The following is a 22,090-nucleotide window of genomic DNA, read 5'->3' as shown; positions in this document are numbered from 1 at the left end:
ATGAGGGAAACCCTCCTCCCCCCGAATGCCACTCAGGAAGAGCGGGGCATAGAAGCGGCTACCGCCAGACTGGGCAAAATCCCTATTGAAATCGGTCGGTTATGGAATCCTGAGACGTGCCCAGCCGATCTGCTCCCCTGGCTGGCATGGGCCTTATCGGTCGATCAATGGGACAGTGACTGGGATGAACGCACGCAACGAGAAGTGATCCAGCACTCAGCTCGAGCGCATCGCTACAAGGGCACCCTCTCTTCGATCCGAAGTCTGTTGCGCGGTCCTGGATTTGGGGAAGTCACGGTCATCGAAGGCGTAGGCAGAGAGCAACCTGTGTCTGGCGACCCTGAACTATGGGCCTGTTATCGCGTTATTTTTCAACGTCTTATCACGGCGGCCGAGGCAAAAATGCTCAAAAAATCCCTGAAAGCGTGGGCACCGGCGCGTTGTCATCTGGTCAGTCTCGAATATCCCCCTTTTCATTATGATTTTTCACAACAAGCCCGATATAGCTAAGCGATTTAATTTTAGTTACAATATAAAGAACTAATTAGCATGAGGTCACTATGAGTTATTCAGTGGATTTTCGTCAAAAAGTCCTGAGTATTCGAGAGAAAGAAGGACTGAGCATCAGAGCAACGGCGAAGCGTTTTCACGTAGGTACAGATACTCTCAGGCGTTGGCTCAAGCGAATAGAACCGAAACCCTCGGGTCCGCGTCGAGGCAAGATGGATAAAGAGGCGTTTATCAAAGATGTGGCAGAGTATCCAGATAGCTATCAACGGGAACGGGCGGCCCGTTTCGGGGTGTGCCCCAAAGCCATCTGGCAAGCATTGAAAAGATGGGGTCTGACCTATAAAAAAAACTCTGCGTCATCCCAAGGCAAACGAAGAGGCACGACAGGGGTTCCAGGAAAAAATCGCGGGGTATCAAAAGCAGGGTAAATCTCTGGTTTATCTCGATGAGAGCGGCTTTGCTCACGATATGCCCCGCCTCTACGGATACGCTACACGAGGTCAACGCTGTTTTGGGACTCACGATTGGCAGGCTAAGGGCCGCACTAACGTCATTGGTGCCTTATTAGGGGTCACTCTCATCGCGGTGGGCCTCTTTAACTGCTCCATTAACAGCGATGTTTTTTATGCCTGGGTCACTCAGCTGCTCCTACCCGCTCTTCCTCATCCGTGCGTGATGATGATGGATAACGCTTCTTTCCACAAGCGAAAAGATATTCAACACGCCATTCTCAACGCCGGTCATTCTATTGAATATTTGCCTCCTTATTCGCCCGAGTTCAACCCTATTGAGCACACATGGGCTCAAGCTAAAAGAAAAAGAAGAGAACTTCAATGCGACATCAATACCTTGTTTTCAGAACATATTATGTAACTATTCTTATATCGTTTAGCTATATAACGGCCAATACTCTTATGGGATCCACGCATGACCGACTTGACGGAACTGTCTCAATGGGAAGACGGCATTTATCAAATTGAAACCCGTGACCCTGTGTTAGGGGGACCCGAGGGCATTGCCAATCGACAGGCCCAACAGCTGGGCAATCGCACGACCTTTTTAAAAAAAGGACAAGACAGGCTCAACACCGAGTTCTATCACCACAGGGAGGAAGAGGATCCGCATCCCGTTTATGCGCTTAAAAAAAGCCCTGATTTTACGGGTGAGCCTAAGGCCCCGACGCCTGAATTCAAAAACAGCAGCCGTCAACTGGCGACCACCGAATTTGTCACTCGAGCCGTCAACGCGCTCACCGACGGGGCGCCAGAGGCCTTGGACACCTTAAAGGAGCTGGCCAAAGCCTTAGGAGAAGAGAGGGATTTCAGCACTCAGATTTTACAGCAACTCTCTCAAAAGCTCTCCAAAAATGACCACGGGGCAGACATCCCGGATAAAGCGCAATTTATCAAAAACCTGGGGTTGTCAGAAACGGTCGATTGTGCAAAAAATGCACTGGATAAACGGCACGGCGGTGAAGTGCAGGGACAAATTCAAGTGAACGACACCCTCAGGGTGTCAAAGAACGGAAAAACCGCGACCTATCAAGAAGATGGCAATATTGACGGAGAGTGCTGGGGCGGGCTCTTAAATCAATGGATCACCACCAAAATCACGGAAGCCGTACAAAGCCGGGCCCCCTGGGAGGAAGTCAATCGTACCTTTGTCCGGGACATCAGATTATCCAGTGTGCAACTCATGAGTGTTCAGACCTATGACCGACAACTTTCCGCAGGCGCCGTGGTCACTGGGTTTAAAACGAATGGTCTCTGGGAGATGAAAAGCTATGCCTATTACCGATTCATACAGAAAAATATTAATGGGCAGTGGATAACCGTAGGGCAGGGATAACTCAGATGAAACGCTATCGACATTTTAAAGAAACCCCGGCTGAGGATTTATCCGCCTCTCAAAAATAGCGACAACAGACCGTCAGTGCCTGGTATATTCAGGATGAGCAGGGCCGGGACTGGTATGACCTTCAAAAAACCTTTGCGCCCCACACGGTTAAAGTGGTGCTGGATGAAAAGAACACCGTGGTCTCCATTTCAAAAGATGCCTCTGCCTTGTTCCCCTTGAATGGCAGCGTGGTCGAACTCGACAGCCTCCCCGAGGGGGCGACCCATGACGGGGAGTGGATATTGGACGGCCATCAGGTGGTCAAACGGGTCGACACCGAAACAGAAAAAACCCAGAAAGCCCTGAGGAAAAAAGCCCGATTCATGGACGTTGCTACGAAAGCCCTCGCCCCGCTGGCCGATGCGGTAGAGTTGGGAGTGGCGACCGAACAAGAGGTCCAGGCTCTCAAGAGCTGGAAAGCCTATCGTGTCGCCCTCCATCGACTCGACCTCTCTCAGAGCGAAATCACTTGGCCTGAAGTGCCGAGGGGGTAGGATGAAGGGACCTTTACCCAGATTTGTGTTACAAAGGCCGGAGTGAGCGGGAGGGGGGCACTGTCACTCATTGCGGCTGTGTTCTTTAGCTCTGGATTTTCGATAACATCGCGCTCCGTAAAATACGATTGAGACGAGACTGATAGCCATCCCCTTCTGATTTAAGCCATTCCAGGACATCGGCATCTATGCGCACAGTCAGTTGTTTTTTAATAGGGCGGTAAAACTGTCCCCGTGATGCGCCTACCCAATCTTTTTCGCAGGTTTCAGGAATATCTGAAAAATCTATTGGCTTTTCTGGTTTTTGAGCAGATTTAAGGCATTTGTTCATACATCTTCCTTTCAATGCGGGTTGTACGTCGTGCTGAAATAATACGGATATGTTCTTCTTTGTTCTCATCATTCCAGGTATGTGCGCAATAAAATGATGATACGGTCAGACATCCCTATCGTTTGCCACCTCAAATCTCCCTTTTCAGTCCGATCTTGACGTGTTATGTGAAAAGGATCGTTAAATACTTGCATGGCCTCTTCAAAACTCACCCCATGTTTACGCTGATTCATTTTATTTTTGGTTTCGTCCCATGAAAATTTCAGGCGATCACTCCTTAATTGTAGTTATATAATTGTAGTATTGTAAGCGATTAAAATACAAAAGCCAATACGTTTGAGCTGTTGAGAACTTCGTCCCCCAAAACTTCAATAAAGCCGCCCAGATGAAATTTTTCATCTGAACAGGGTTTCCTCTGTTGGGCAATCTGTTGGGCAACGAAACATGTCTCGTCCTAACAATGAGGAAATATTATGCCCGGACAATTCCTGCACGGGGTTGAGTTAAAGGATCGCGCACCGCAACACACACATGGGCTCTTCGGAAACGAAAGGTCATGGAAAGAGTTCTGAAACGATTTTTTGCGTCAAAAGAGGGGCATTTCGCTTCTTTTTTGTCAGTTTGATAACGCAATTTTAACTCTTCTCGGGCCTCAGCGCGTTCTAATCGGCGAGTCATTCGAGCTTGATGATCACGCAAATGAAGTCGATCATCATAATGTGAACTCACCATATAGTTTGTTAAGGTCACCTCCCCTTGTTCATTTTTAAATTCCATCACTCGGGGCGCACTTTCAAATTCGCCAATGCGAGGCACTAATTTCGAAAGAGTGAGTTGAGGGTGTAAACTGCTGGCTTTTAAAGGAACATTGTTCGGACAATTTTTGTCATAAATAGCCAACCCAGAACCTTTTTTTTTCAATTCCAGATGGGCCCTTAAAAAAACAGCGTGTACCTCTTCCCATTCTTGAAGCGGCCCTTTTAAAATAGAAGTCAACTCTGTTCGGCACGTACGAACCACATACGAATAAAAACTTTCTTTATCTTCGTGATATTCAAACTGCGTCGATGCTCTCGGAGCCGAGGGATATTGAGATTCAGCTCGAATAATCTGATGATTTTGATCTCTCTTCCAACACCCATTATCCGGTTTCCAATCATATTTAAGCTCTAATTTTCGGCAGGCTTTGTGCAAAATTTTAACGTCGTTATATAGCTAAGCGATTTAATTTTAGTTACAATATAAAGAACTAATTAGCATGAGGTCACTATGAGTTATTCAGTGGATTTTCGTCAAAAAGTCCTGAGTATTCGAGAGAAAGAAGGACTGAGCATCAGAGCAACGGCGAAGCGTTTTCACGTAGGTACAGATACTCTCAGGCGTTGGCTCAAGCGAATAGAACCGAAACCCTCGGGTCCGCGTCGAGGCAAGATGGATAAAGAGGCGTTTATCAAAGATGTGGCAGAGTATCCAGATAGCTATCAACGGGAACGGGCGGCCCGTTTCGGGGTGTGCCCCAAAGCCATCTGGCAAGCATTGAAAAGATGGGGTCTGACCTATAAAAAAAACTCTGCGTCATCCCAAGGCAAACGAAGAGGCACGACAGGGGTTCCAGGAAAAAATCGCGGGGTATCAAAAGCAGGGTAAATCTCTGGTTTATCTCGATGAGAGCGGCTTTGCTCACGATATGCCCCGCCTCTACGGATACGCTACACGAGGTCAACGCTGTTTTGGGACTCACGATTGGCAGGCTAAGGGCCGCACTAACGTCATTGGTGCCTTATTAGGGGTCACTCTCATCGCGGTGGGCCTCTTTAACTGCTCCATTAACAGCGATGTTTTTTATGCCTGGGTCACTCAGCTGCTCCTACCCGCTCTTCCTCATCCGTGCGTGATGATGATGGATAACGCTTCTTTCCACAAGCGAAAAGATATTCAACACGCCATTCTCAACGCCGGTCATTCTATTGAATATTTGCCTCCTTATTCGCCCGAGTTCAACCCTATTGAGCACACATGGGCTCAAGCTAAAAGAAAAAGAAGAGAACTTCAATGCGACATCAATACCTTGTTTTCAGAACATATTATGTAACTATTCTTATATCGTTTAGCTATATAACGGCCAATACTCTTATGGGATCCACGCATGACCGACTTGACGGAACTGTCTCAATGGGAAGACGGCATTTATCAAATTGAAACCCGTGACCCTGTGTTAGGGGGACCCGAGGGCATTGCCAATCGACAGGCCCAACAGCTGGGCAATCGCACGACCTTTTTAAAAAAAGGACAAGACAGGCTCAACACCGAGTTCTATCACCACAGGGAGGAAGAGGATCCGCATCCCGTTTATGCGCTTAAAAAAAGCCCTGATTTTACGGGTGAGCCTAAGGCCCCGACGCCTGAATTCAAAAACAGCAGCCGTCAACTGGCGACCACCGAATTTGTCACTCGAGCCGTCAACGCGCTCACCGACGGGGCGCCAGAGGCCTTGGACACCTTAAAGGAGCTGGCCAAAGCCTTAGGAGAAGAGAGGGATTTCAGCACTCAGATTTTACAGCAACTCTCTCAAAAGCTCTCCAAAAATGACCACGGGGCAGACATCCCGGATAAAGCGCAATTTATCAAAAACCTGGGGTTGTCAGAAACGGTCGATTGTGCAAAAAATGCACTGGATAAACGGCACGGCGGTGAAGTGCAGGGACAAATTCAAGTGAACGACACCCTCAGGGTGTCAAAGAACGGAAAAACCGCGACCTATCAAGAAGATGGCAATATTGACGGAGAGTGCTGGGGCGGGCTCTTAAATCAATGGATCACCACCAAAATCACGGAAGCCGTACAAAGCCGGGCCCCCTGGGAGGAAGTCAATCGTACCTTTGTCCGGGACATCAGATTATCCAGTGTGCAACTCATGAGTGTTCAGACCTATGACCGACAACTTTCCGCAGGCGCCGTGGTCACTGGGTTTAAAACGAATGGTCTCTGGGAGATGAAAAGCTATGCCTATTACCGATTCATACAGAAAAATATTAATGGGCAGTGGATAACCGTAGGGCAGGGATAACTCAGATGAAACGCTATCGACATTTTAAAGAAACCCCGGCTGAGGATTTATCCGCCTCTCAAAAATAGCGACAACAGACCGTCAGTGCCTGGTATATTCAGGATGAGCAGGGCCGGGACTGGTATGACCTTCAAAAAACCTTTGCGCCCCACACGGTTAAAGTGGTGCTGGATGAAAAGAACACCGTGGTCTCCATTTCAAAAGATGCCTCTGCCTTGTTCCCCTTGAATGGCAGCGTGGTCGAACTCGACAGCCTCCCCGAGGGGGCGACCCATGACGGGGAGTGGATATTGGACGGCCATCAGGTGGTCAAACGGGTCGACACCGAAACAGAAAAAACCCAGAAAGCCCTGAGGAAAAAAGCCCGATTCATGGACGTTGCTACGAAAGCCCTCGCCCCGCTGGCCGATGCGGTAGAGTTGGGAGTGGCGACCGAACAAGAGGTCCAGGCTCTCAAGAGCTGGAAAGCCTATCGTGTCGCCCTCCATCGACTCGACCTCTCTCAGAGCGAAATCACTTGGCCTGAAGTGCCGAGGGGGTAGGATGAAGGGACCTTTACCCAGATTTGTGTTACAAAGGCCGGAGTGAGCGGGAGGGGGGCACTGTCACTCATTGCGGCTGTGTTCTTTAGCTCTGGATTTTCGATAACATCGCGCTCCGTAAAATACGATTGAGACGAGACTGATAGCCATCCCCTTCTGATTTAAGCCATTCCAGGACATCGGCATCTATGCGCACAGTCAGTTGTTTTTTAATAGGGCGGTAAAACTGTCCCCGTGATGCGCCTACCCAATCTTTTTCGCAGGTTTCAGGAATATCTGAAAAATCTATTGGCTTTTCTGGTTTTTGAGCAGATTTAAGGCATTTGTTCATACATCTTCCTTTCAATGCGGGTTGTACGTCGTGCTGAAATAATACGGATATGTTCTTCTTTGTTCTCATCATTCCAGGTATGTGCGCAATAAAATGATGATACGGTCAGACATCCCTATCGTTTGCCACCTCAAATCTCCCTTTTCAGTCCGATCTTGACGTGTTATGTGAAAAGGATCGTTAAATACTTGCATGGCCTCTTCAAAACTCACCCCATGTTTACGCTGATTCATTTTATTTTTGGTTTCGTCCCATGAAAATTTCAGGCGATCACTCCTTAATTGTAGTTATATAATTGTAGTATTGTAAGCGATTAAAATACAAAAGCCAATACGTTTGAGCTGTTGAGAACTTCGTCCCCCAAAACTTCAATAAAGCCGCCCAGATGAAATTTTTCATCTGAACAGGGTTTCCTCTGTTGGGCAATCTGTTGGGCAACGAAACATGTCTCGTCCTAACAATGAGGAAATATTATGCCCGGACAATTCCTGCACGGGGTTGAGTTAAAGGATCGCGCACCGCAACACACACATGGGCTCTTCGGAAACGAAAGGTCATGGAAAGAGTTCTGAAACGATTTTTTGCGTCAAAAGAGGGGCATTTCGCTTCTTTTTTGTCAGTTTGATAACGCAATTTTAACTCTTCTCGGGCCTCAGCGCGTTCTAATCGGCGAGTCATTCGAGCTTGATGATCACGCAAATGAAGTCGATCATCATAATGTGAACTCACCATATAGTTTGTTAAGGTCACCTCCCCTTGTTCATTTTTAAATTCCATCACTCGGGGCGCACTTTCAAATTCGCCAATGCGAGGCACTAATTTCGAAAGAGTGAGTTGAGGGTGTAAACTGCTGGCTTTTAAAGGAACATTGTTCGGACAATTTTTGTCATAAATAGCCAACCCAGAACCTTTTTTTTTCAATTCCAGATGGGCCCTTAAAAAAACAGCGTGTACCTCTTCCCATTCTTGAAGCGGCCCTTTTAAAATAGAAGTCAACTCTGTTCGGCACGTACGAACCACATACGAATAAAAACTTTCTTTATCTTCGTGATATTCAAACTGCGTCGATGCTCTCGGAGCCGAGGGATATTGAGATTCAGCTCGAATAATCTGATGATTTTGATCTCTCTTCCAACACCCATTATCCGGTTTCCAATCATATTTAAGCTCTAATTTTCGGCAGGCTTTGTGCAAAATTTTAACGTCGTTATATAGCTAAGCGATTTAATTTTAGTTACAATATAAAGAACTAATTAGCATGAGGTCACTATGAGTTATTCAGTGGATTTTCGTCAAAAAGTCCTGAGTATTCGAGAGAAAGAAGGACTGAGCATCAGAGCAACGGCGAAGCGTTTTCACGTAGGTACAGATACTCTCAGGCGTTGGCTCAAGCGAATAGAACCGAAACCCTCGGGTCCGCGTCGAGGCAAGATGGATAAAGAGGCGTTTATCAAAGATGTGGCAGAGTATCCAGATAGCTATCAACGGGAACGGGCGGCCCGTTTCGGGGTGTGCCCCAAAGCCATCTGGCAAGCATTGAAAAGATGGGGTCTGACCTATAAAAAAAACTCTGCGTCATCCCAAGGCAAACGAAGAGGCACGACAGGGGTTCCAGGAAAAAATCGCGGGGTATCAAAAGCAGGGTAAATCTCTGGTTTATCTCGATGAGAGCGGCTTTGCTCACGATATGCCCCGCCTCTACGGATACGCTACACGAGGTCAACGCTGTTTTGGGACTCACGATTGGCAGGCTAAGGGCCGCACTAACGTCATTGGTGCCTTATTAGGGGTCACTCTCATCGCGGTGGGCCTCTTTAACTGCTCCATTAACAGCGATGTTTTTTATGCCTGGGTCACTCAGCTGCTCCTACCCGCTCTTCCTCATCCGTGCGTGATGATGATGGATAACGCTTCTTTCCACAAGCGAAAAGATATTCAACACGCCATTCTCAACGCCGGTCATTCTATTGAATATTTGCCTCCTTATTCGCCCGAGTTCAACCCTATTGAGCACACATGGGCTCAAGCTAAAAGAAAAAGAAGAGAACTTCAATGCGACATCAATACCTTGTTTTCAGAACATATTATGTAACTATTCTTATATCGTTTAGCTATATAACGGCCAATACTCTTATGGGATCCACGCATGACCGACTTGACGGAACTGTCTCAATGGGAAGACGGCATTTATCAAATTGAAACCCGTGACCCTGTGTTAGGGGGACCCGAGGGCATTGCCAATCGACAGGCCCAACAGCTGGGCAATCGCACGACCTTTTTAAAAAAAGGACAAGACAGGCTCAACACCGAGTTCTATCACCACAGGGAGGAAGAGGATCCGCATCCCGTTTATGCGCTTAAAAAAAGCCCTGATTTTACGGGTGAGCCTAAGGCCCCGACGCCTGAATTCAAAAACAGCAGCCGTCAACTGGCGACCACCGAATTTGTCACTCGAGCCGTCAACGCGCTCACCGACGGGGCGCCAGAGGCCTTGGACACCTTAAAGGAGCTGGCCAAAGCCTTAGGAGAAGAGAGGGATTTCAGCACTCAGATTTTACAGCAACTCTCTCAAAAGCTCTCCAAAAATGACCACGGGGCAGACATCCCGGATAAAGCGCAATTTATCAAAAACCTGGGGTTGTCAGAAACGGTCGATTGTGCAAAAAATGCACTGGATAAACGGCACGGCGGTGAAGTGCAGGGACAAATTCAAGTGAACGACACCCTCAGGGTGTCAAAGAACGGAAAAACCGCGACCTATCAAGAAGATGGCAATATTGACGGAGAGTGCTGGGGCGGGCTCTTAAATCAATGGATCACCACCAAAATCACGGAAGCCGTACAAAGCCGGGCCCCCTGGGAGGAAGTCAATCGTACCTTTGTCCGGGACATCAGATTATCCAGTGTGCAACTCATGAGTGTTCAGACCTATGACCGACAACTTTCCGCAGGCGCCGTGGTCACTGGGTTTAAAACGAATGGTCTCTGGGAGATGAAAAGCTATGCCTATTACCGATTCATACAGAAAAATATTAATGGGCAGTGGATAACCGTAGGGCAGGGATAACTCAGATGAAACGCTATCGACATTTTAAAGAAACCCCGGCTGAGGATTTATCCGCCTCTCAAAAATAGCGACAACAGACCGTCAGTGCCTGGTATATTCAGGATGAGCAGGGCCGGGACTGGTATGACCTTCAAAAAACCTTTGCGCCCCACACGGTTAAAGTGGTGCTGGATGAAAAGAACACCGTGGTCTCCATTTCAAAAGATGCCTCTGCCTTGTTCCCCTTGAATGGCAGCGTGGTCGAACTCGACAGCCTCCCCGAGGGGGCGACCCATGACGGGGAGTGGATATTGGACGGCCATCAGGTGGTCAAACGGGTCGACACCGAAACAGAAAAAACCCAGAAAGCCCTGAGGAAAAAAGCCCGATTCATGGACGTTGCTACGAAAGCCCTCGCCCCGCTGGCCGATGCGGTAGAGTTGGGAGTGGCGACCGAACAAGAGGTCCAGGCTCTCAAGAGCTGGAAAGCCTATCGTGTCGCCCTCCATCGACTCGACCTCTCTCAGAGCGAAATCACTTGGCCTGAAGTGCCGAGGGGGTAGGATGAAGGGACCTTTACCCAGATTTGTGTTACAAAGGCCGGAGTGAGCGGGAGGGGGGCACTGTCACTCATTGCGGCTGTGTTCTTTAGCTCTGGATTTTCGATAACATCGCGCTCCGTAAAATACGATTGAGACGAGACTGATAGCCATCCCCTTCTGATTTAAGCCATTCCAGGACATCGGCATCTATGCGCACAGTCAGTTGTTTTTTAATAGGGCGGTAAAACTGTCCCCGTGATGCGCCTACCCAATCTTTTTCGCAGGTTTCAGGAATATCTGAAAAATCTATTGGCTTTTCTGGTTTTTGAGCAGATTTAAGGCATTTGTTCATACATCTTCCTTTCAATGCGGGTTGTACGTCGTGCTGAAATAATACGGATATGTTCTTCTTTGTTCTCATCATTCCAGGTATGTGCGCAATAAAATGATGATACGGTCAGACATCCCTATCGTTTGCCACCTCAAATCTCCCTTTTCAGTCCGATCTTGACGTGTTATGTGAAAAGGATCGTTAAATACTTGCATGGCCTCTTCAAAACTCACCCCATGTTTACGCTGATTCATTTTATTTTTGGTTTCGTCCCATGAAAATTTCAGGCGATCACTCCTTAATTGTAGTTATATAATTGTAGTATTGTAAGCGATTAAAATACAAAAGCCAATACGTTTGAGCTGTTGAGAACTTCGTCCCCCAAAACTTCAATAAAGCCGCCCAGATGAAATTTTTCATCTGAACAGGGTTTCCTCTGTTGGGCAATCTGTTGGGCAACGAAACATGTCTCGTCCTAACAATGAGGAAATATTATGCCCGGACAATTCCTGCACGGGGTTGAGTTAAAGGATCGCGCACCGCAACACACACATGGGCTCTTCGGAAACGAAAGGTCATGGAAAGAGTTCTGAAACGATTTTTTGCGTCAAAAGAGGGGCATTTCGCTTCTTTTTTGTCAGTTTGATAACGCAATTTTAACTCTTCTCGGGCCTCAGCGCGTTCTAATCGGCGAGTCATTCGAGCTTGATGATCACGCAAATGAAGTCGATCATCATAATGTGAACTCACCATATAGTTTGTTAAGGTCACCTCCCCTTGTTCATTTTTAAATTCCATCACTCGGGGCGCACTTTCAAATTCGCCAATGCGAGGCACTAATTTCGAAAGAGTGAGTTGAGGGTGTAAACTGCTGGCTTTTAAAGGAACATTGTTCGGACAATTTTTGTCATAAATAGCCAACCCAGAACCTTTTTTTTTCAATTCCAGATGGGCCCTTAAAAAAACAGCGTGTACCTCTTCCCATTCTTGAAGCGGCCCTTTTAAAATAGAAGTCAACTCTGTTCGGCACGTACGAACCACATACGAATAAAAACTTTCTTTATCTTCGTGATATTCAAACTGCGTCGATGCTCTCGGAGCCGAGGGATATTGAGATTCAGCTCGAATAATCTGATGATTTTGATCTCTCTTCCAACACCCATTATCCGGTTTCCAATCATATTTAAGCTCTAATTTTCGGCAGGCTTTGTGCAAAATTTTAACGTCGTTATATAGCTAAGCGATTTAATTTTAGTTACAATATAAAGAACTAATTAGCATGAGGTCACTATGAGTTATTCAGTGGATTTTCGTCAAAAAGTCCTGAGTATTCGAGAGAAAGAAGGACTGAGCATCAGAGCAACGGCGAAGCGTTTTCACGTAGGTACAGATACTCTCAGGCGTTGGCTCAAGCGAATAGAACCGAAACCCTCGGGTCCGCGTCGAGGCAAGATGGATAAAGAGGCGTTTATCAAAGATGTGGCAGAGTATCCAGATAGCTATCAACGGGAACGGGCGGCCCGTTTCGGGGTGTGCCCCAAAGCCATCTGGCAAGCATTGAAAAGATGGGGTCTGACCTATAAAAAAAACTCTGCGTCATCCCAAGGCAAACGAAGAGGCACGACAGGGGTTCCAGGAAAAAATCGCGGGGTATCAAAAGCAGGGTAAATCTCTGGTTTATCTCGATGAGAGCGGCTTTGCTCACGATATGCCCCGCCTCTACGGATACGCTACACGAGGTCAACGCTGTTTTGGGACTCACGATTGGCAGGCTAAGGGCCGCACTAACGTCATTGGTGCCTTATTAGGGGTCACTCTCATCGCGGTGGGCCTCTTTAACTGCTCCATTAACAGCGATGTTTTTTATGCCTGGGTCACTCAGCTGCTCCTACCCGCTCTTCCTCATCCGTGCGTGATGATGATGGATAACGCTTCTTTCCACAAGCGAAAAGATATTCAACACGCCATTCTCAACGCCGGTCATTCTATTGAATATTTGCCTCCTTATTCGCCCGAGTTCAACCCTATTGAGCACACATGGGCTCAAGCTAAAAGAAAAAGAAGAGAACTTCAATGCGACATCAATACCTTGTTTTCAGAACATATTATGTAACTATTCTTATGTCGTTTAGCTATAGAGGTTCACTGCACGATAAGAAAGGGGATGAATACGGTTGGCCGCCACATGACAATGGAGGTTATCGGTGTCACGATGAATCGCAAAAACATACTGATGATCAACCATCCCCATTTCCTTTAAACAAAACAAAGCACTGTCAAAAATGTGACTGTCTTCAGGTGTTTCTTCTTCCGGCCAAGACAAAATAAAATGATAAACCGGATCGAGACAACGACGATTATTCGAGGCCATCGCATTCATTTCAGAGGAGGCGGTTTCAATACTCAACGTGTTCGTTTGACATAAAACGCCTTCACAAAGAATCCGATGACTCCCATCGGGTAGGTGCGTGATGAGCTGCTGTGATTCAGGGGAAGCATGGCGATCAATATAATCAATTAAACGATCAAACACCGCGATTTTAGAAGTGGAAGGACGGTCAAAAAAAGCATCAGCGGTCACGGGAATATCACCTGGATTATCTTCACGGAAAGAGAGGTAAAACACCAGTTTAAGAAAACTTGATTTTCCATCACGGCGCTTTTTTGGAATGACAACGACCATCCTTTATTCCTTAAAATCAATTTTCAAAATCGCCTTTTTTAAGGCCACTAATATATCTGAGTACTCTTGGCTATGAACCCCTTTTCCTTCGTTAAAAAGCTGCTTTTGAAGCAGTCCTGTCTTTGATAATTCAGAGATAAGTTTCACATCAGTTTTGGGAGTAATGCGTCTTCCCAGGGCACAGCGGCGCAGAAATTCTCCCACACTTAAACCAGACGCTTCAGCCTTCTCTTGAATGAGTTTTTTTTCTTCTGGAGTACATAGGATACCCAATAATAATTGGGTTCTTTGGCGTTTTTCGCTTTGGCTCATGGAGTTTCCAATCAGGGGTGTCGGGGCACCGCCCTGACCAGGTTGTTAGTGACCGAAGGGAACGGTTGTTGGGACGCTTGCTTGCAAGCGGTTCAACAAAACATATCCTGTCCTAAAAAATATAAGACTAAATAAAGACGATGTCTTGCAAAATTTAAAGGCGCAAATAATCAAATTAGCTTTAAATAAAGGGTACGTTTCAGAAGATATTAAATCGGCTCTTGAAAGTGCAGGGATAAAAGTCGGATTGAAATCTATCCAGAAAATGATTTCTGATAAAAAATTAGAAAAAAAAGTGATTAAAAAATAATTAATATTATTATTTTTTATAACAAAATGAATAAATTTTTAATTTTATTTTTAAAAAAAATAAATACAAATTGACATTACAATTTTTGTTTTATTTTCATTAAATTTTTTTCATTATTATAAAATAATATAAAGTTATTACTGATAAAAATTTTATATAAAATTTCTCTATTTTTTTAAAAAATTTCTATTTTTAAAAAAATAAGTTTTATATATTATTAAGTTTATTAAAATACAACTCCTCGTCATTATTTTTACTTCATATAGATGTAAAATAAGTAGGTATATTTTTTTAATATAATTCTTCGAACGTTTTTCCATTGACTGAACTTTAATTTATCAAGTTTCAACATTGATTTTCCTTAATGCAATCTAAATTTTTCATAATTTGCTTTCTGATTTTTTATAGTAGATTTGATTCATTTTGGATGGTAGTTACATTATTTAATACTGTGGGTAGTTCGGTCGAATTACAGAAGGTGGGAGTAATTAAAAAAATGATTCATTTTATGAATTTTTAGGTATTATTTACCTTTAAACTTTATTACAGTCATAGCTTCCCTAGTATTAGCCATATATTGACACCCTCTTTTCAAGTCAGGATTGCGGAGGGGTTTTTTATGAATTTTATTTAGTGTCTTACACAAAAGTAAATATATAGAGCTGTATATGAAAGCATAAAAACGGCTTTACCTTAAAGGCGGCGACGATCTTTTTCGGAACAACACCGACACCGGATATCAAATGATGGGGTCAAGATAACGACAGATTATCGAATACGGGAATTTACATAAATTTTGGTACAGTCTCATTTTTAAAGAATTTTAAAATATTTTTCTAATGCTTCATCAATAATATCAGACTCAGTGACTCTACGATTTTCTTTCATTGAACGATAGAAAGCATTCTCTTTAAGTTTTTTTTCAAAAGATTTTCTGATGCGAATAGTTTTATTGGCTCTCTCGGAGACAGAGTATATTTCATTCGTTTTTTCTGTTACGGTTTCACCACCTCCGCTACGAAATTCATCCAAAGAAGGTTTCTTTTTCATGACAAAATCTCCTTATAAAACGAATTCATTTCTGAAATAGCGACAGTATCCTTCCCAAGCTCTTCTACAGTACTTCCTTCTCCAATTGCTCGTCGAAACGACACCCGTTCACATACACGAGCCGACAGCACTTCTAAATCATTTTCTTTTAAAAATTCAATCATTTCTTTTGCATCTTTTGTTCTAGGATCAATACGACTTAACAAAACTTTTGCCTTCAATGTTGGATTATAATCCGTAGCCAAATCCAGAACCTCTAATAAATCTGTCATAGCTGCCGCATCAAGATGAGATGCTCCGATTGGTATAATCGCCAATTCTGATAGTAATAAAGCGTTTCTTAGACCGGGCGCATCCCTCCCTCCTGCATCAATTACTGTATGCATAAAACCTTTTGAAAGGGATTTTCCTTCATCATAAATAGCTTTACCATGAAGACAAGTAGTAGTAAGCAATAAACTACCCCGTTTCACCAAACTTTCTCGCCGCCAAGAAGCCCAAGTGGCTGCACTTTCCTGCGGATCTCCATCTATTAATAGTGTCGATGCCAACGAAGACAAATAAGTAGCTAAATGCACAGCAGTTGTAGTTTTTCCAACACCACCTTTTGTATTAACTATCGAAATCCTCATTAATTGCCCCTTTTTTATGTAATTAAGCATGTATATACGTAATTTAATATATATTAATTTTATAAAAAATACATACTTACTTATTTATATAAGTAAGTATGTATTTATATAAGTAAGTAATGTATGATTCATTCGATTTTTTTGAGAGTGTTAATGCGATATACCGACGGTCAGGAAGATCAACTGGGAGCACTGGGGCTTGTTACTAACGCCGTCGTATTATGGAAGGCACTGTTGCAAAGATCAGCAAACTGATAGGCTTGTCAATAAATTTATCAAAGATACTGCCCATGAACATATTTAAAGGTCGCCATTTTAACCAGGACATCATTCTGTGGGCGGTACGCTGGTACTGCAAATAGGGCATCAGCTATCGCGAACTCCAGGAAATGCTGGCTGAACGCGGTGTCAGTGTCGACCATACGACGCTCTACCGCTGGGTTCAGCGCTATGCTCCGGAAATGGAAAAGCGGCTGAGGGGGTACTGGCGCAATAATCCTTCCGAGCTCAGCCAGTGGCCCATTGACGAGACCTACGTGAAGGTCAATGACCGGTGGGCTTATTTATATCGTGCCGTCGACAGCAGAGGACGTACCCTCAATTTTTATCTTTCCTCCCGTCGTAACCGCAAAGCCGCATACCGGTTTCTGGGTAAGATTTTAAACAATGTGAAACGCTGGCAGATCCCACGCTTTATCAATACTGACAAGGCGCCGACATATCGCCGGGCGCTGACGGTGCTCAAACGCGAAGGCCGGGGGCCGCCTGACGTTGAGCACCGTCAGATTAAATACCGTAACAACGTGATCGAATGCGATCATGGCGAGCTGAAACGGATCATTGGCGCCACGCTGGGGTTCAAATCGATGAAGACGGCTTATGCCACGATAAAGGGCATTGAAGTGATGCGGGCACTGCGCAAAGGCCAGGCAGAATCGTTTTATTTCGGTCATCCACCAAGTGAAATGCGTCTGGTGAACAGAGTATTTGAAATGTAAGTCTTTTTACTGAAATCAGGACTTACCCATCCTCATATTTGCAACAGTGCCGTTTTAGTCGCATTATTAGAAACCGGCTTAAATCAATTTTTTACTCGGTTTCTGAGTTATAGCGAACGTATTAATCGATATTGTTTCTTGAGAATCATAATTTTGAATTTTCAAACCGTCGAACGAAGGCCAAGACAGTGCAGTCTGAACTTCTGAGCCATCGGTACTTCTAAAGTGCGCTCCAATACCATCAGCGTTTGTCCGAAAATCAACCAAGGTGGGTGGTTGAGGTCGTTGAAATGGCTGATGTGCCTGTGTTTCAGTTTCATAGCTTGTAGACTCAATAGGATTGTCATTGACATAAATAACTGTCTTTCCCTCTTCTGGTTTGACATCCAGGCTCACACTGCCAGTATCCATCCCCCCTTGGTTATTAGGTATTTGAATAGGCATATTAATTCCAACAACATTGTTTTTGTTTCCGTGCGGAGTGAATGTCGCACCGGGGAAACGTAAATAAGCTGTTTTTTCACCTGATGAACGTGTCCCTATACTGTTCATTTCTGCATCGTTTGCGAGGCCTCCGTCATTGATAGGCGCAGTCCGTGGGGCTGAGTCATGGCTGTTAGTTTCAGGTAATGTATGAGGATTGCCCGCGTTGGGTAATCCTGAATGATTTACGGGAACACCCTCTGGCGGATTGTTCTTAAAACCATTTAATTGCATGTCGGTTGGCGGATGTTCCTCAGACTGTCCTATCGCTGTCGGTGCAGGCGTCTGACCTAACTGATGATACTGCTTTTGTTCTTGTTCTAACCGATGTTTTTTATCGCTCATCTCTATTGCCAGATTTCTTTCAGTGTCAATGGCTAAACTACTGGTTCTGAAGTCAATTATTTTTGTTTGCAGTGCTCTTTCGTGGTCATATAGTTGATAATCGATTTTTTTCTGATGTTGAGTCTGAGCATCTCGTAGCCTTCTTTCGTGATGAGATTGCTCTGCCTGTATTTTATTGCCTTGAGAAAAATAGGAAAAACTCTGCATAGACTGAGCCCTTCGTTGATTTTGTTTTTGATTATCGTTGTGGGCATTGATTGCGTCTCGCTGTCTTTGACTGTCTAACGCTTCTCCTAAGTCTTCATCTGTTCTCTCAAGTTCTTCAGCCTCGTTGGCTAATTTTTCCATTGTCGTTCTTACGTAAGAAAGAATATCTTTTTTTTCAGCGGGGCTATCGAGGTCAACCGTTTTAACCGAATCCCTTTGCCGCTGGCCTAACGCCTGCAGTTGTTTTTTGATATTTGATAGTCTTCTATCCATTTTCTCTTGTTTCTTTTCGAGGTCTTTGTCAATGTATTTTAAACACTCTTGATGACTTTTAAAGCCCGATGAAGGAAAATCTGCACGTTTGGCTATTTTAAGAAATGCCTTAAGATTTATTCCTAGGTTCTTGATATGTTGTTTAATACAATATGTGGGAGACCATAATTTCTCTTTATTACACCAAACGCGATAGCCTTCCTCGGGAAGCTTCCCAGTTTCGGCAAGTTCAGCGACGACGTCACAGGCCATGTTAAATAGAGCCAGTTTTTGTCTGTCATATTCCGAAGGATACCTACAAAGAGGACTCACTTTTTGAGCTTCGTGAACAAACTCCTTGACAAAATCTTTGTTATAAAAAATGGAAACAATTTCATCTGCTGTCGCAAACTGTGAGAGGAAAGCGAGGTTTTTCGCGAAATTCTTATATCTAAAAACACTTTTGTTTTCTCTTAACTCTCTTAACATCAAGTCAAGCACCTCTGAAACATCAGGCTTGGCGACCGGCTGATGAGGCTCTAAGGACTCTGTAGGCCTTTCGAAATCTGTTCCTTCATTTCTTGGTGTTGTTTGAGTCTCGTTGAGCTGTCTTAACGTCCTGCTTTCCCGCAGGCGTGTGTTCGTATCCTCGTTTTTGATATTTTCGAGGGCTTTCTCTGCTTTTTCTTTTCGGCTTTCTTCTGTGCTCACCGGTTTAGAGGTGTCATTATTCTCAGAGAGGGGTTGAAACAAATTATCCAATTCGACTTCTGATGAACTTGAAGTCAATGCTGCATGTGCTGTTGCATTCGATATGGCCGCGGTATTTTGATGAGCAGAGGTTCCGGCGCTATTGCCCATGGCGGGCTGTGCTAGTACCCGGTGTTGGGGTGCTCTCTGTGGCTGATGTACTGGTATTAGCCTCATTATGATGATATCCAGATGGGCCAGCTTCATTCTCTGGTGTATTGACTTGAGAGGATTTCAATTTACCAGAAAAATTAAATATTTCTTTATGTTCACTTCTTCTTTTTGAATCGTAATCTTCATTACCTAGTACTCCAGAATGATATAATCCGTCTGTCCCTTTAAAAGGTAACCGTTGAACGGAACCATGGTAGCCTGTCACTTTTGCATTGCAAAACCCCTTTTTGTTTAATGATTCAGAAAAATGATGAGCCAGTGGTTTTACAGTCACAGTGGTGTCTTTACCCTTAACTATTTTTTCAAACGGCTCTGAAGCTCTAGAATATGCTTCTTCGCTAGGATCTAATAACTCTAAAGGTTTGCTATCTGCTGAGTGACATGGAAGTAATTTAAAAGATATATGTGATTGACTTAATCCGCTTTTCGATAATACATCAACGATGTTATCTGTATGATAACAATATTTCTCACCCTTTTTGGGTGTAACGTAAATTCCTTTACGTCCAGCTGACCCGTGTCCCAATATATAAATCTTGTCGTTATTATCAATAAAATCTAATGGATTTTTTTCAATTGAAATAACATTTATTTGTTTACTTAATATCAATTTAATCTCTTCGTCTGACAAATCGCTACATTCTCGCTTTAGAACTGAAAGAAATTTTTCACTTTTTAAATTATCTTGAATAGATCTTATACAATCTTCTTTTACTTTTTCTGTATCAACAATTACGGTAAAATCCGGTTTTTTATTTAAAATATTTTTTATATTCTGACTGACTATTTCATATCCAGAATCTCGGTTAATAACTGGTGGTTGAGATTCTTCCAAAATAGGACTTGGAACATAAAAGTATTTATTTTGAGAGCTTGCTGATTTAAAAGAACGGATTATTGATGAATTATTTTTATTTGTAGAATTATTTAAAACAATAGGATTTGTAATGATTTTTTATTTATAAACGTTCATTTTTTGCCTTGATAAATGTAATAGGTTATGATTTTTTTTAAAAAATCAATTTATCAATACTTCATGAAGTATTGATCTTTTTTTAAAGTATTTTCGGGAAAAGTTCTTTGGATAAAATTATTAAATATTTTTACGTACCTTTATTTTTAATGTTATTTAAATGAAACAATTTTTCAGAGAATTTTAATCATTTAAAAAATAAAAAAATATTAAAAAACGCTCATTTTGTTATTTGACAAAAATAGAGGCCATGAAAAAATTCGATAAAAACCTGAGTTTTGTTCTAAAAGCGATAAAATGGGCACTGTCAGTTATATCATTATATTATATGATATAAATATACATATATACTTACATAAGTATTTATGTATTTACTTAAGAATGATTTTTATAGGGAGTTCAACCTTTTTTTAAAATATATGGAATATCAGATCAGAAGCTGTTTAGATGTGTTTATAAAATAAAAAATACATACGTATTTACGTACGACAATACGTATGTATTTACACTACTTCAAGCTAGATTAGATGTATGTATAAAAAGTTATAAATTAATAGACAGATAAAAATAAGCCCAATAAAGGGGCTTTTAAATCGACATTCTTAAAATAAGTAGACACATTGTCTATCAAACGATTTAGGAAACATTTTTTATGAGACTTTTTGGTTATGCCCGTGTATCAGGGGGCAGCCAAAAATCATTAATATACAAATCAAGGATCAGTAAAAATAAGACTGAATAGTTAATTTGAGATTTTTGAGGGGTTAGACATAAATAGCCGATGTACCAAAATTAACGACGTGACTCATTTTTACGCAGGAATCATTACGGTGATCGAAGTTGTGATGCTGTATCGAAAAAAACCAAGGTTTATTGACTCAATCTTCAATCCGATACCTTGATTTACAAAAATGAATAGTTGATACATGTATCCATCACTATTTAAATGTTAGCTGTAATGGTCAGCAGCCCTTTACGAGTTCGCCATTCCTAAAAAACCGGCGTTAGAGCGCAGGGGTTGGTATTGGTGACAAGTAGATCTGCTTGTCACTGTTCTGGGCCGTTGTCACTGCGCCGCCTCCCATGGATTGATGACGTTCACCCCAGCAGCTTCAAAAGGGCTGGTGTCGCGGGTGGCGACGGTGAAGCCGTTGGCGAGAGAGACGGCCGCAATGAAGGCATCGGCCGTTTCGATCGCCAAGCCGGCAGCGCGGGATTTGGCCAGCAGCTCGGCATGGGCTTTCGTACAAGCCATATCGAACGACAGCACCCGATTGGCGAACATCGGCAGCAGGCGCTTTTCCAAGTTCTCATGCAGGCTGTCCCTGCGCTTTCCTGCCGGAATCAGAGCGATACCTGCACGCAACTCGGCTACCGTGATCGCGGAAAGGTAGAGCGTTTCCAGCGCTTGCGCGTCGATCCAGTGAAGGACGCGGGCATCGGGTTCCTGGCGCTGCGTCTCCGAAATCACGTTCGTATCGAGCAGGATCATTTGAAGCTCGCCGCACGGGCCGGAGACTTGATGCCCGCGCTCTCAAATAAGGCGTGTTCTTCATCGCTCAGGCCGCCAGCCTCGCGCGCGATGGAAGCCAGGAAAGAGCCAAGTTTCACGCGGCCCTCGGGCTTCGCTGCCCGCTCCAAAATGTCGCGAATTTCGGCCTCAGTGCTGCGGCCATGCTGGGCGGCTTGGATTCGGATGGCCCGATGCACTTCATCGGGCAGATTTCTTACATTTACGTTTGCCATTTGGTATCTCTCCTGTTTCAGGATATCAATGATACCATTGTACATCGTAAGAACCAAAACACAAGTATTTTTCATGTTGCATGGT

General features: G+C 43.8%; 30 protein-coding genes and 4 pseudogenes. 17 read left to right on the top strand and 17 right to left on the bottom strand.

Annotated features, from left to right (window positions below):
• From HDEF_RS09910 to HDEF_RS09890, 5 genes are all read left to right on the top strand, one after another.
• A complete protein-coding gene (locus HDEF_RS09910) occupies positions 1-510 on the top strand; it encodes a phage tail protein I (RefSeq protein ID WP_015874475.1) in 510 nt (169 codons plus the stop codon).
• 50 nt (positions 511-560) lie between these two features.
• Positions 561-938, top strand: a complete 378-nt coding sequence (locus HDEF_RS09905; protein ID WP_012737971.1) for an IS630 transposase-related protein — start codon at positions 561-563, stop codon at positions 936-938.
• Positions 850-1,383: an IS630 family transposase gene (locus HDEF_RS09900; RefSeq protein ID WP_086934965.1), complete on the top strand. Its 534-nt coding sequence runs from the start codon at positions 850-852 to the stop codon at positions 1,381-1,383. The genes HDEF_RS09905 and HDEF_RS09900 overlap by 89 nt, the downstream gene beginning before the upstream one ends.
• Before the next feature lie 54 nt (positions 1,384-1,437).
• A complete protein-coding gene (locus HDEF_RS12790) occupies positions 1,438-2,358 on the top strand; it encodes a hypothetical protein (protein ID WP_015874474.1) in 921 nt (306 codons plus the stop codon).
• A gap of 95 nt (positions 2,359-2,453) precedes the next feature.
• Entirely contained in the window at positions 2,454-2,900 is a 447-nt protein-coding gene (locus HDEF_RS09890; RefSeq protein ID WP_086935017.1) for a tail fiber assembly protein, read from the top strand.
• 85 nt (positions 2,901-2,985) lie between these two features.
• Here HDEF_RS09890 and HDEF_RS09885 read toward each other — a convergent pair whose 3' ends face one another.
• The 3 genes and pseudogenes from HDEF_RS09885 to HDEF_RS09875 all read right to left on the bottom strand — a co-directional run bounded on the left by HDEF_RS09885 (position 2,986) and on the right by HDEF_RS09875 (position 4,425).
• On the bottom strand, positions 2,986-3,231 hold the full coding sequence (locus HDEF_RS09885) for a BrnA antitoxin family protein (RefSeq protein WP_234809406.1): 246 nt from the start codon (positions 3,229-3,231) through the stop codon (positions 2,986-2,988).
• A pseudogene (locus tag HDEF_RS09880) lies at positions 3,215-3,464 on the bottom strand (BrnT family toxin). Before HDEF_RS09880 ends, HDEF_RS09885 begins: the two are co-directional and overlap by 17 nt.
• Positions 3,465-3,702: 238 nt before the next feature.
• Positions 3,703-4,425, bottom strand: coding sequence for a relaxase/mobilization nuclease domain-containing protein (locus tag HDEF_RS09875; RefSeq protein WP_044612398.1), 723 nt, complete (start codon positions 4,423-4,425; stop codon positions 3,703-3,705).
• Between the two features lie 75 nt (positions 4,426-4,500).
• On the opposite strand from HDEF_RS09875, the gene HDEF_RS09870 reads away from it, so the two are divergent.
• The 4 genes from HDEF_RS09870 (at position 4,501) to HDEF_RS09855 (ending at position 6,840) form a co-directional block, all read left to right on the top strand.
• The gene (locus HDEF_RS09870) at positions 4,501-4,878 is read left to right on the top strand and encodes an IS630 transposase-related protein (protein ID WP_012737971.1); all 378 of its coding nucleotides are present in this window, start codon (positions 4,501-4,503) and stop codon (positions 4,876-4,878) included.
• Positions 4,790-5,323 (top strand): IS630 family transposase, encoded by a 534-nt coding sequence (locus HDEF_RS09865; protein WP_086934965.1) that lies wholly within the window; start codon positions 4,790-4,792, stop codon positions 5,321-5,323. The genes HDEF_RS09870 and HDEF_RS09865 overlap by 89 nt, the downstream gene beginning before the upstream one ends.
• A 54-nt stretch (positions 5,324-5,377) precedes the next feature.
• Positions 5,378-6,298: a hypothetical protein gene (locus HDEF_RS12785; protein WP_015874474.1), complete on the top strand. Its 921-nt coding sequence runs from the start codon at positions 5,378-5,380 to the stop codon at positions 6,296-6,298.
• A gap of 95 nt (positions 6,299-6,393) precedes the next feature.
• Positions 6,394-6,840, top strand: coding sequence for a tail fiber assembly protein (locus HDEF_RS09855; protein ID WP_086935017.1), 447 nt, complete (start codon positions 6,394-6,396; stop codon positions 6,838-6,840).
• A gap of 85 nt (positions 6,841-6,925) precedes the next feature.
• On the opposite strand, the gene HDEF_RS09850 is transcribed toward HDEF_RS09855, so the two are convergent.
• The 3 genes and pseudogenes from HDEF_RS09850 to HDEF_RS09840 all read right to left on the bottom strand — a co-directional run bounded on the left by HDEF_RS09850 (position 6,926) and on the right by HDEF_RS09840 (position 8,365).
• Positions 6,926-7,171: a BrnA antitoxin family protein gene (locus HDEF_RS09850; protein ID WP_234809406.1), complete on the bottom strand. Its 246-nt coding sequence runs from the start codon at positions 7,169-7,171 to the stop codon at positions 6,926-6,928.
• A pseudogene (locus HDEF_RS09845) lies at positions 7,155-7,404 on the bottom strand (BrnT family toxin). The gene HDEF_RS09850 and the pseudogene HDEF_RS09845 overlap by 17 nt, the downstream one beginning before the upstream one ends.
• Positions 7,405-7,642: 238 nt before the next feature.
• Complete coding sequence (locus HDEF_RS09840) at positions 7,643-8,365, bottom strand: relaxase/mobilization nuclease domain-containing protein (protein WP_044612398.1); 723 nt, start codon at positions 8,363-8,365, stop codon at positions 7,643-7,645.
• Positions 8,366-8,440: 75 nt separating this feature from the next.
• Between HDEF_RS09840 and HDEF_RS09835 the strand changes: the two genes are divergently transcribed.
• The 4 genes from HDEF_RS09835 to HDEF_RS09820 all read left to right on the top strand — a co-directional run bounded on the left by HDEF_RS09835 (position 8,441) and on the right by HDEF_RS09820 (position 10,780).
• Positions 8,441-8,818 carry an IS630 transposase-related protein gene (locus HDEF_RS09835; RefSeq protein WP_012737971.1) on the top strand — a complete coding sequence of 126 codons (378 nt, stop codon included), beginning with the start codon at positions 8,441-8,443 and terminating at the stop codon, positions 8,816-8,818.
• The gene (locus HDEF_RS09830) at positions 8,730-9,263 is read left to right on the top strand and encodes an IS630 family transposase (protein ID WP_086934965.1); all 534 of its coding nucleotides are present in this window, start codon (positions 8,730-8,732) and stop codon (positions 9,261-9,263) included. The genes HDEF_RS09835 and HDEF_RS09830 overlap by 89 nt, the downstream gene beginning before the upstream one ends.
• A gap of 54 nt (positions 9,264-9,317) precedes the next feature.
• The gene (locus tag HDEF_RS12780; RefSeq protein WP_015874474.1) at positions 9,318-10,238 is read left to right on the top strand and encodes a hypothetical protein; all 921 of its coding nucleotides are present in this window, start codon (positions 9,318-9,320) and stop codon (positions 10,236-10,238) included.
• A 95-nt stretch (positions 10,239-10,333) separates the two neighbouring features.
• Positions 10,334-10,780: a tail fiber assembly protein gene (locus HDEF_RS09820; RefSeq protein ID WP_086935017.1), complete on the top strand. Its 447-nt coding sequence runs from the start codon at positions 10,334-10,336 to the stop codon at positions 10,778-10,780.
• Positions 10,781-10,865: 85 nt separating this feature from the next.
• Here the strand turns inward: HDEF_RS09820 and HDEF_RS09815 are convergent, their stop codons facing one another.
• The 3 genes and pseudogenes from HDEF_RS09815 to HDEF_RS09805 all read right to left on the bottom strand — a co-directional run bounded on the left by HDEF_RS09815 (position 10,866) and on the right by HDEF_RS09805 (position 12,305).
• Positions 10,866-11,111, bottom strand: a complete 246-nt coding sequence (locus tag HDEF_RS09815; protein WP_234809406.1) for a BrnA antitoxin family protein — start codon at positions 11,109-11,111, stop codon at positions 10,866-10,868.
• Positions 11,095-11,344 (bottom strand): annotated as a pseudogene (locus tag HDEF_RS09810) (BrnT family toxin). The gene HDEF_RS09815 and the pseudogene HDEF_RS09810 overlap by 17 nt, the downstream one beginning before the upstream one ends.
• A 238-nt stretch (positions 11,345-11,582) precedes the next feature.
• Positions 11,583-12,305, bottom strand: a complete 723-nt coding sequence (locus HDEF_RS09805) for a relaxase/mobilization nuclease domain-containing protein (RefSeq protein WP_044612398.1) — start codon at positions 12,303-12,305, stop codon at positions 11,583-11,585.
• A gap of 75 nt (positions 12,306-12,380) precedes the next feature.
• Here HDEF_RS09805 and HDEF_RS09800 point away from each other — a divergent pair, with 75 nt between their 5' ends.
• Together HDEF_RS09800 and HDEF_RS09795 are read left to right on the top strand one after the other, a co-directional pair.
• Complete coding sequence (locus HDEF_RS09800) at positions 12,381-12,758, top strand: IS630 transposase-related protein (protein WP_012737971.1); 378 nt, start codon at positions 12,381-12,383, stop codon at positions 12,756-12,758.
• Entirely contained in the window at positions 12,670-13,203 is a 534-nt protein-coding gene (locus tag HDEF_RS09795; RefSeq protein ID WP_086934965.1) for an IS630 family transposase, read from the top strand. Before HDEF_RS09800 ends, HDEF_RS09795 begins: the two co-directional genes overlap by 89 nt.
• A 15-nt stretch (positions 13,204-13,218) precedes the next feature.
• Here the strand turns inward: HDEF_RS09795 and HDEF_RS09790 are convergent, their stop codons facing one another.
• Entirely contained in the window at positions 13,219-13,773 is a 555-nt protein-coding gene (locus HDEF_RS09790) for a relaxase/mobilization nuclease domain-containing protein (protein WP_044612397.1), read from the bottom strand.
• Positions 13,774-13,776: 3 nt separating this feature from the next.
• A complete protein-coding gene (gene mobA / locus HDEF_RS09785) occupies positions 13,777-14,085 on the bottom strand; it encodes a plasmid mobilization protein MobA (protein ID WP_012738248.1) in 309 nt (102 codons plus the stop codon).
• Between the two features lie 145 nt (positions 14,086-14,230).
• Here mobA and HDEF_RS09780 point away from each other — a divergent pair, with 145 nt between their 5' ends.
• Complete coding sequence (locus HDEF_RS09780; protein WP_234809405.1) at positions 14,231-14,395, top strand: hypothetical protein; 165 nt, start codon at positions 14,231-14,233, stop codon at positions 14,393-14,395.
• A gap of 813 nt (positions 14,396-15,208) precedes the next feature.
• Here HDEF_RS09780 and HDEF_RS09775 read toward each other — a convergent pair.
• Together HDEF_RS09775 and HDEF_RS09770 are read right to left on the bottom strand one after the other, a co-directional pair.
• Positions 15,209-15,445, bottom strand: coding sequence for a hypothetical protein (locus HDEF_RS09775; protein WP_015874472.1), 237 nt, complete (start codon positions 15,443-15,445; stop codon positions 15,209-15,211).
• Positions 15,442-16,077: a ParA family protein gene (locus HDEF_RS09770; protein ID WP_015874471.1), complete on the bottom strand. Its 636-nt coding sequence runs from the start codon at positions 16,075-16,077 to the stop codon at positions 15,442-15,444. The genes HDEF_RS09775 and HDEF_RS09770 overlap by 4 nt, the downstream gene beginning before the upstream one ends.
• Before the next feature lie 290 nt (positions 16,078-16,367).
• Between HDEF_RS09770 and HDEF_RS09765 the strand changes: the two are divergent.
• Positions 16,368-17,075: pseudogene (locus HDEF_RS09765) on the top strand (IS6 family transposase).
• Positions 17,076-17,153: 78 nt separating this feature from the next.
• Here HDEF_RS09765 and HDEF_RS09760 read toward each other — a convergent pair.
• The 4 genes from HDEF_RS09760 to HDEF_RS09745 all read right to left on the bottom strand — a co-directional run bounded on the left by HDEF_RS09760 (position 17,154) and on the right by HDEF_RS09745 (position 22,005).
• Positions 17,154-19,289 (bottom strand): hypothetical protein, encoded by a 2,136-nt coding sequence (locus tag HDEF_RS09760; protein WP_015874469.1) that lies wholly within the window; start codon positions 19,287-19,289, stop codon positions 17,154-17,156.
• Positions 19,213-20,121: a hypothetical protein gene (locus HDEF_RS09755; RefSeq protein ID WP_015874468.1), complete on the bottom strand. Its 909-nt coding sequence runs from the start codon at positions 20,119-20,121 to the stop codon at positions 19,213-19,215. The genes HDEF_RS09760 and HDEF_RS09755 overlap by 77 nt, the downstream gene beginning before the upstream one ends.
• A gap of 1,204 nt (positions 20,122-21,325) precedes the next feature.
• Positions 21,326-21,751: a type II toxin-antitoxin system VapC family toxin gene (locus tag HDEF_RS09750; RefSeq protein ID WP_044612395.1), complete on the bottom strand. Its 426-nt coding sequence runs from the start codon at positions 21,749-21,751 to the stop codon at positions 21,326-21,328.
• On the bottom strand, positions 21,748-22,005 hold the full coding sequence (locus tag HDEF_RS09745) for a FitA-like ribbon-helix-helix domain-containing protein (protein ID WP_015874465.1): 258 nt from the start codon (positions 22,003-22,005) through the stop codon (positions 21,748-21,750). The genes HDEF_RS09750 and HDEF_RS09745 overlap by 4 nt, the downstream gene beginning before the upstream one ends.
• Positions 22,006-22,090: the final 85 nt, after the last annotated feature.

The organism is Candidatus Hamiltonella defensa 5AT (Acyrthosiphon pisum) (genome assembly GCF_000021705.1).
GTDB lineage: Bacteria > Pseudomonadota > Gammaproteobacteria > Enterobacterales > Enterobacteriaceae > Hamiltonella > Hamiltonella defendens.
This window is presented reverse-complemented; position numbering and strand designations above follow the sequence as displayed.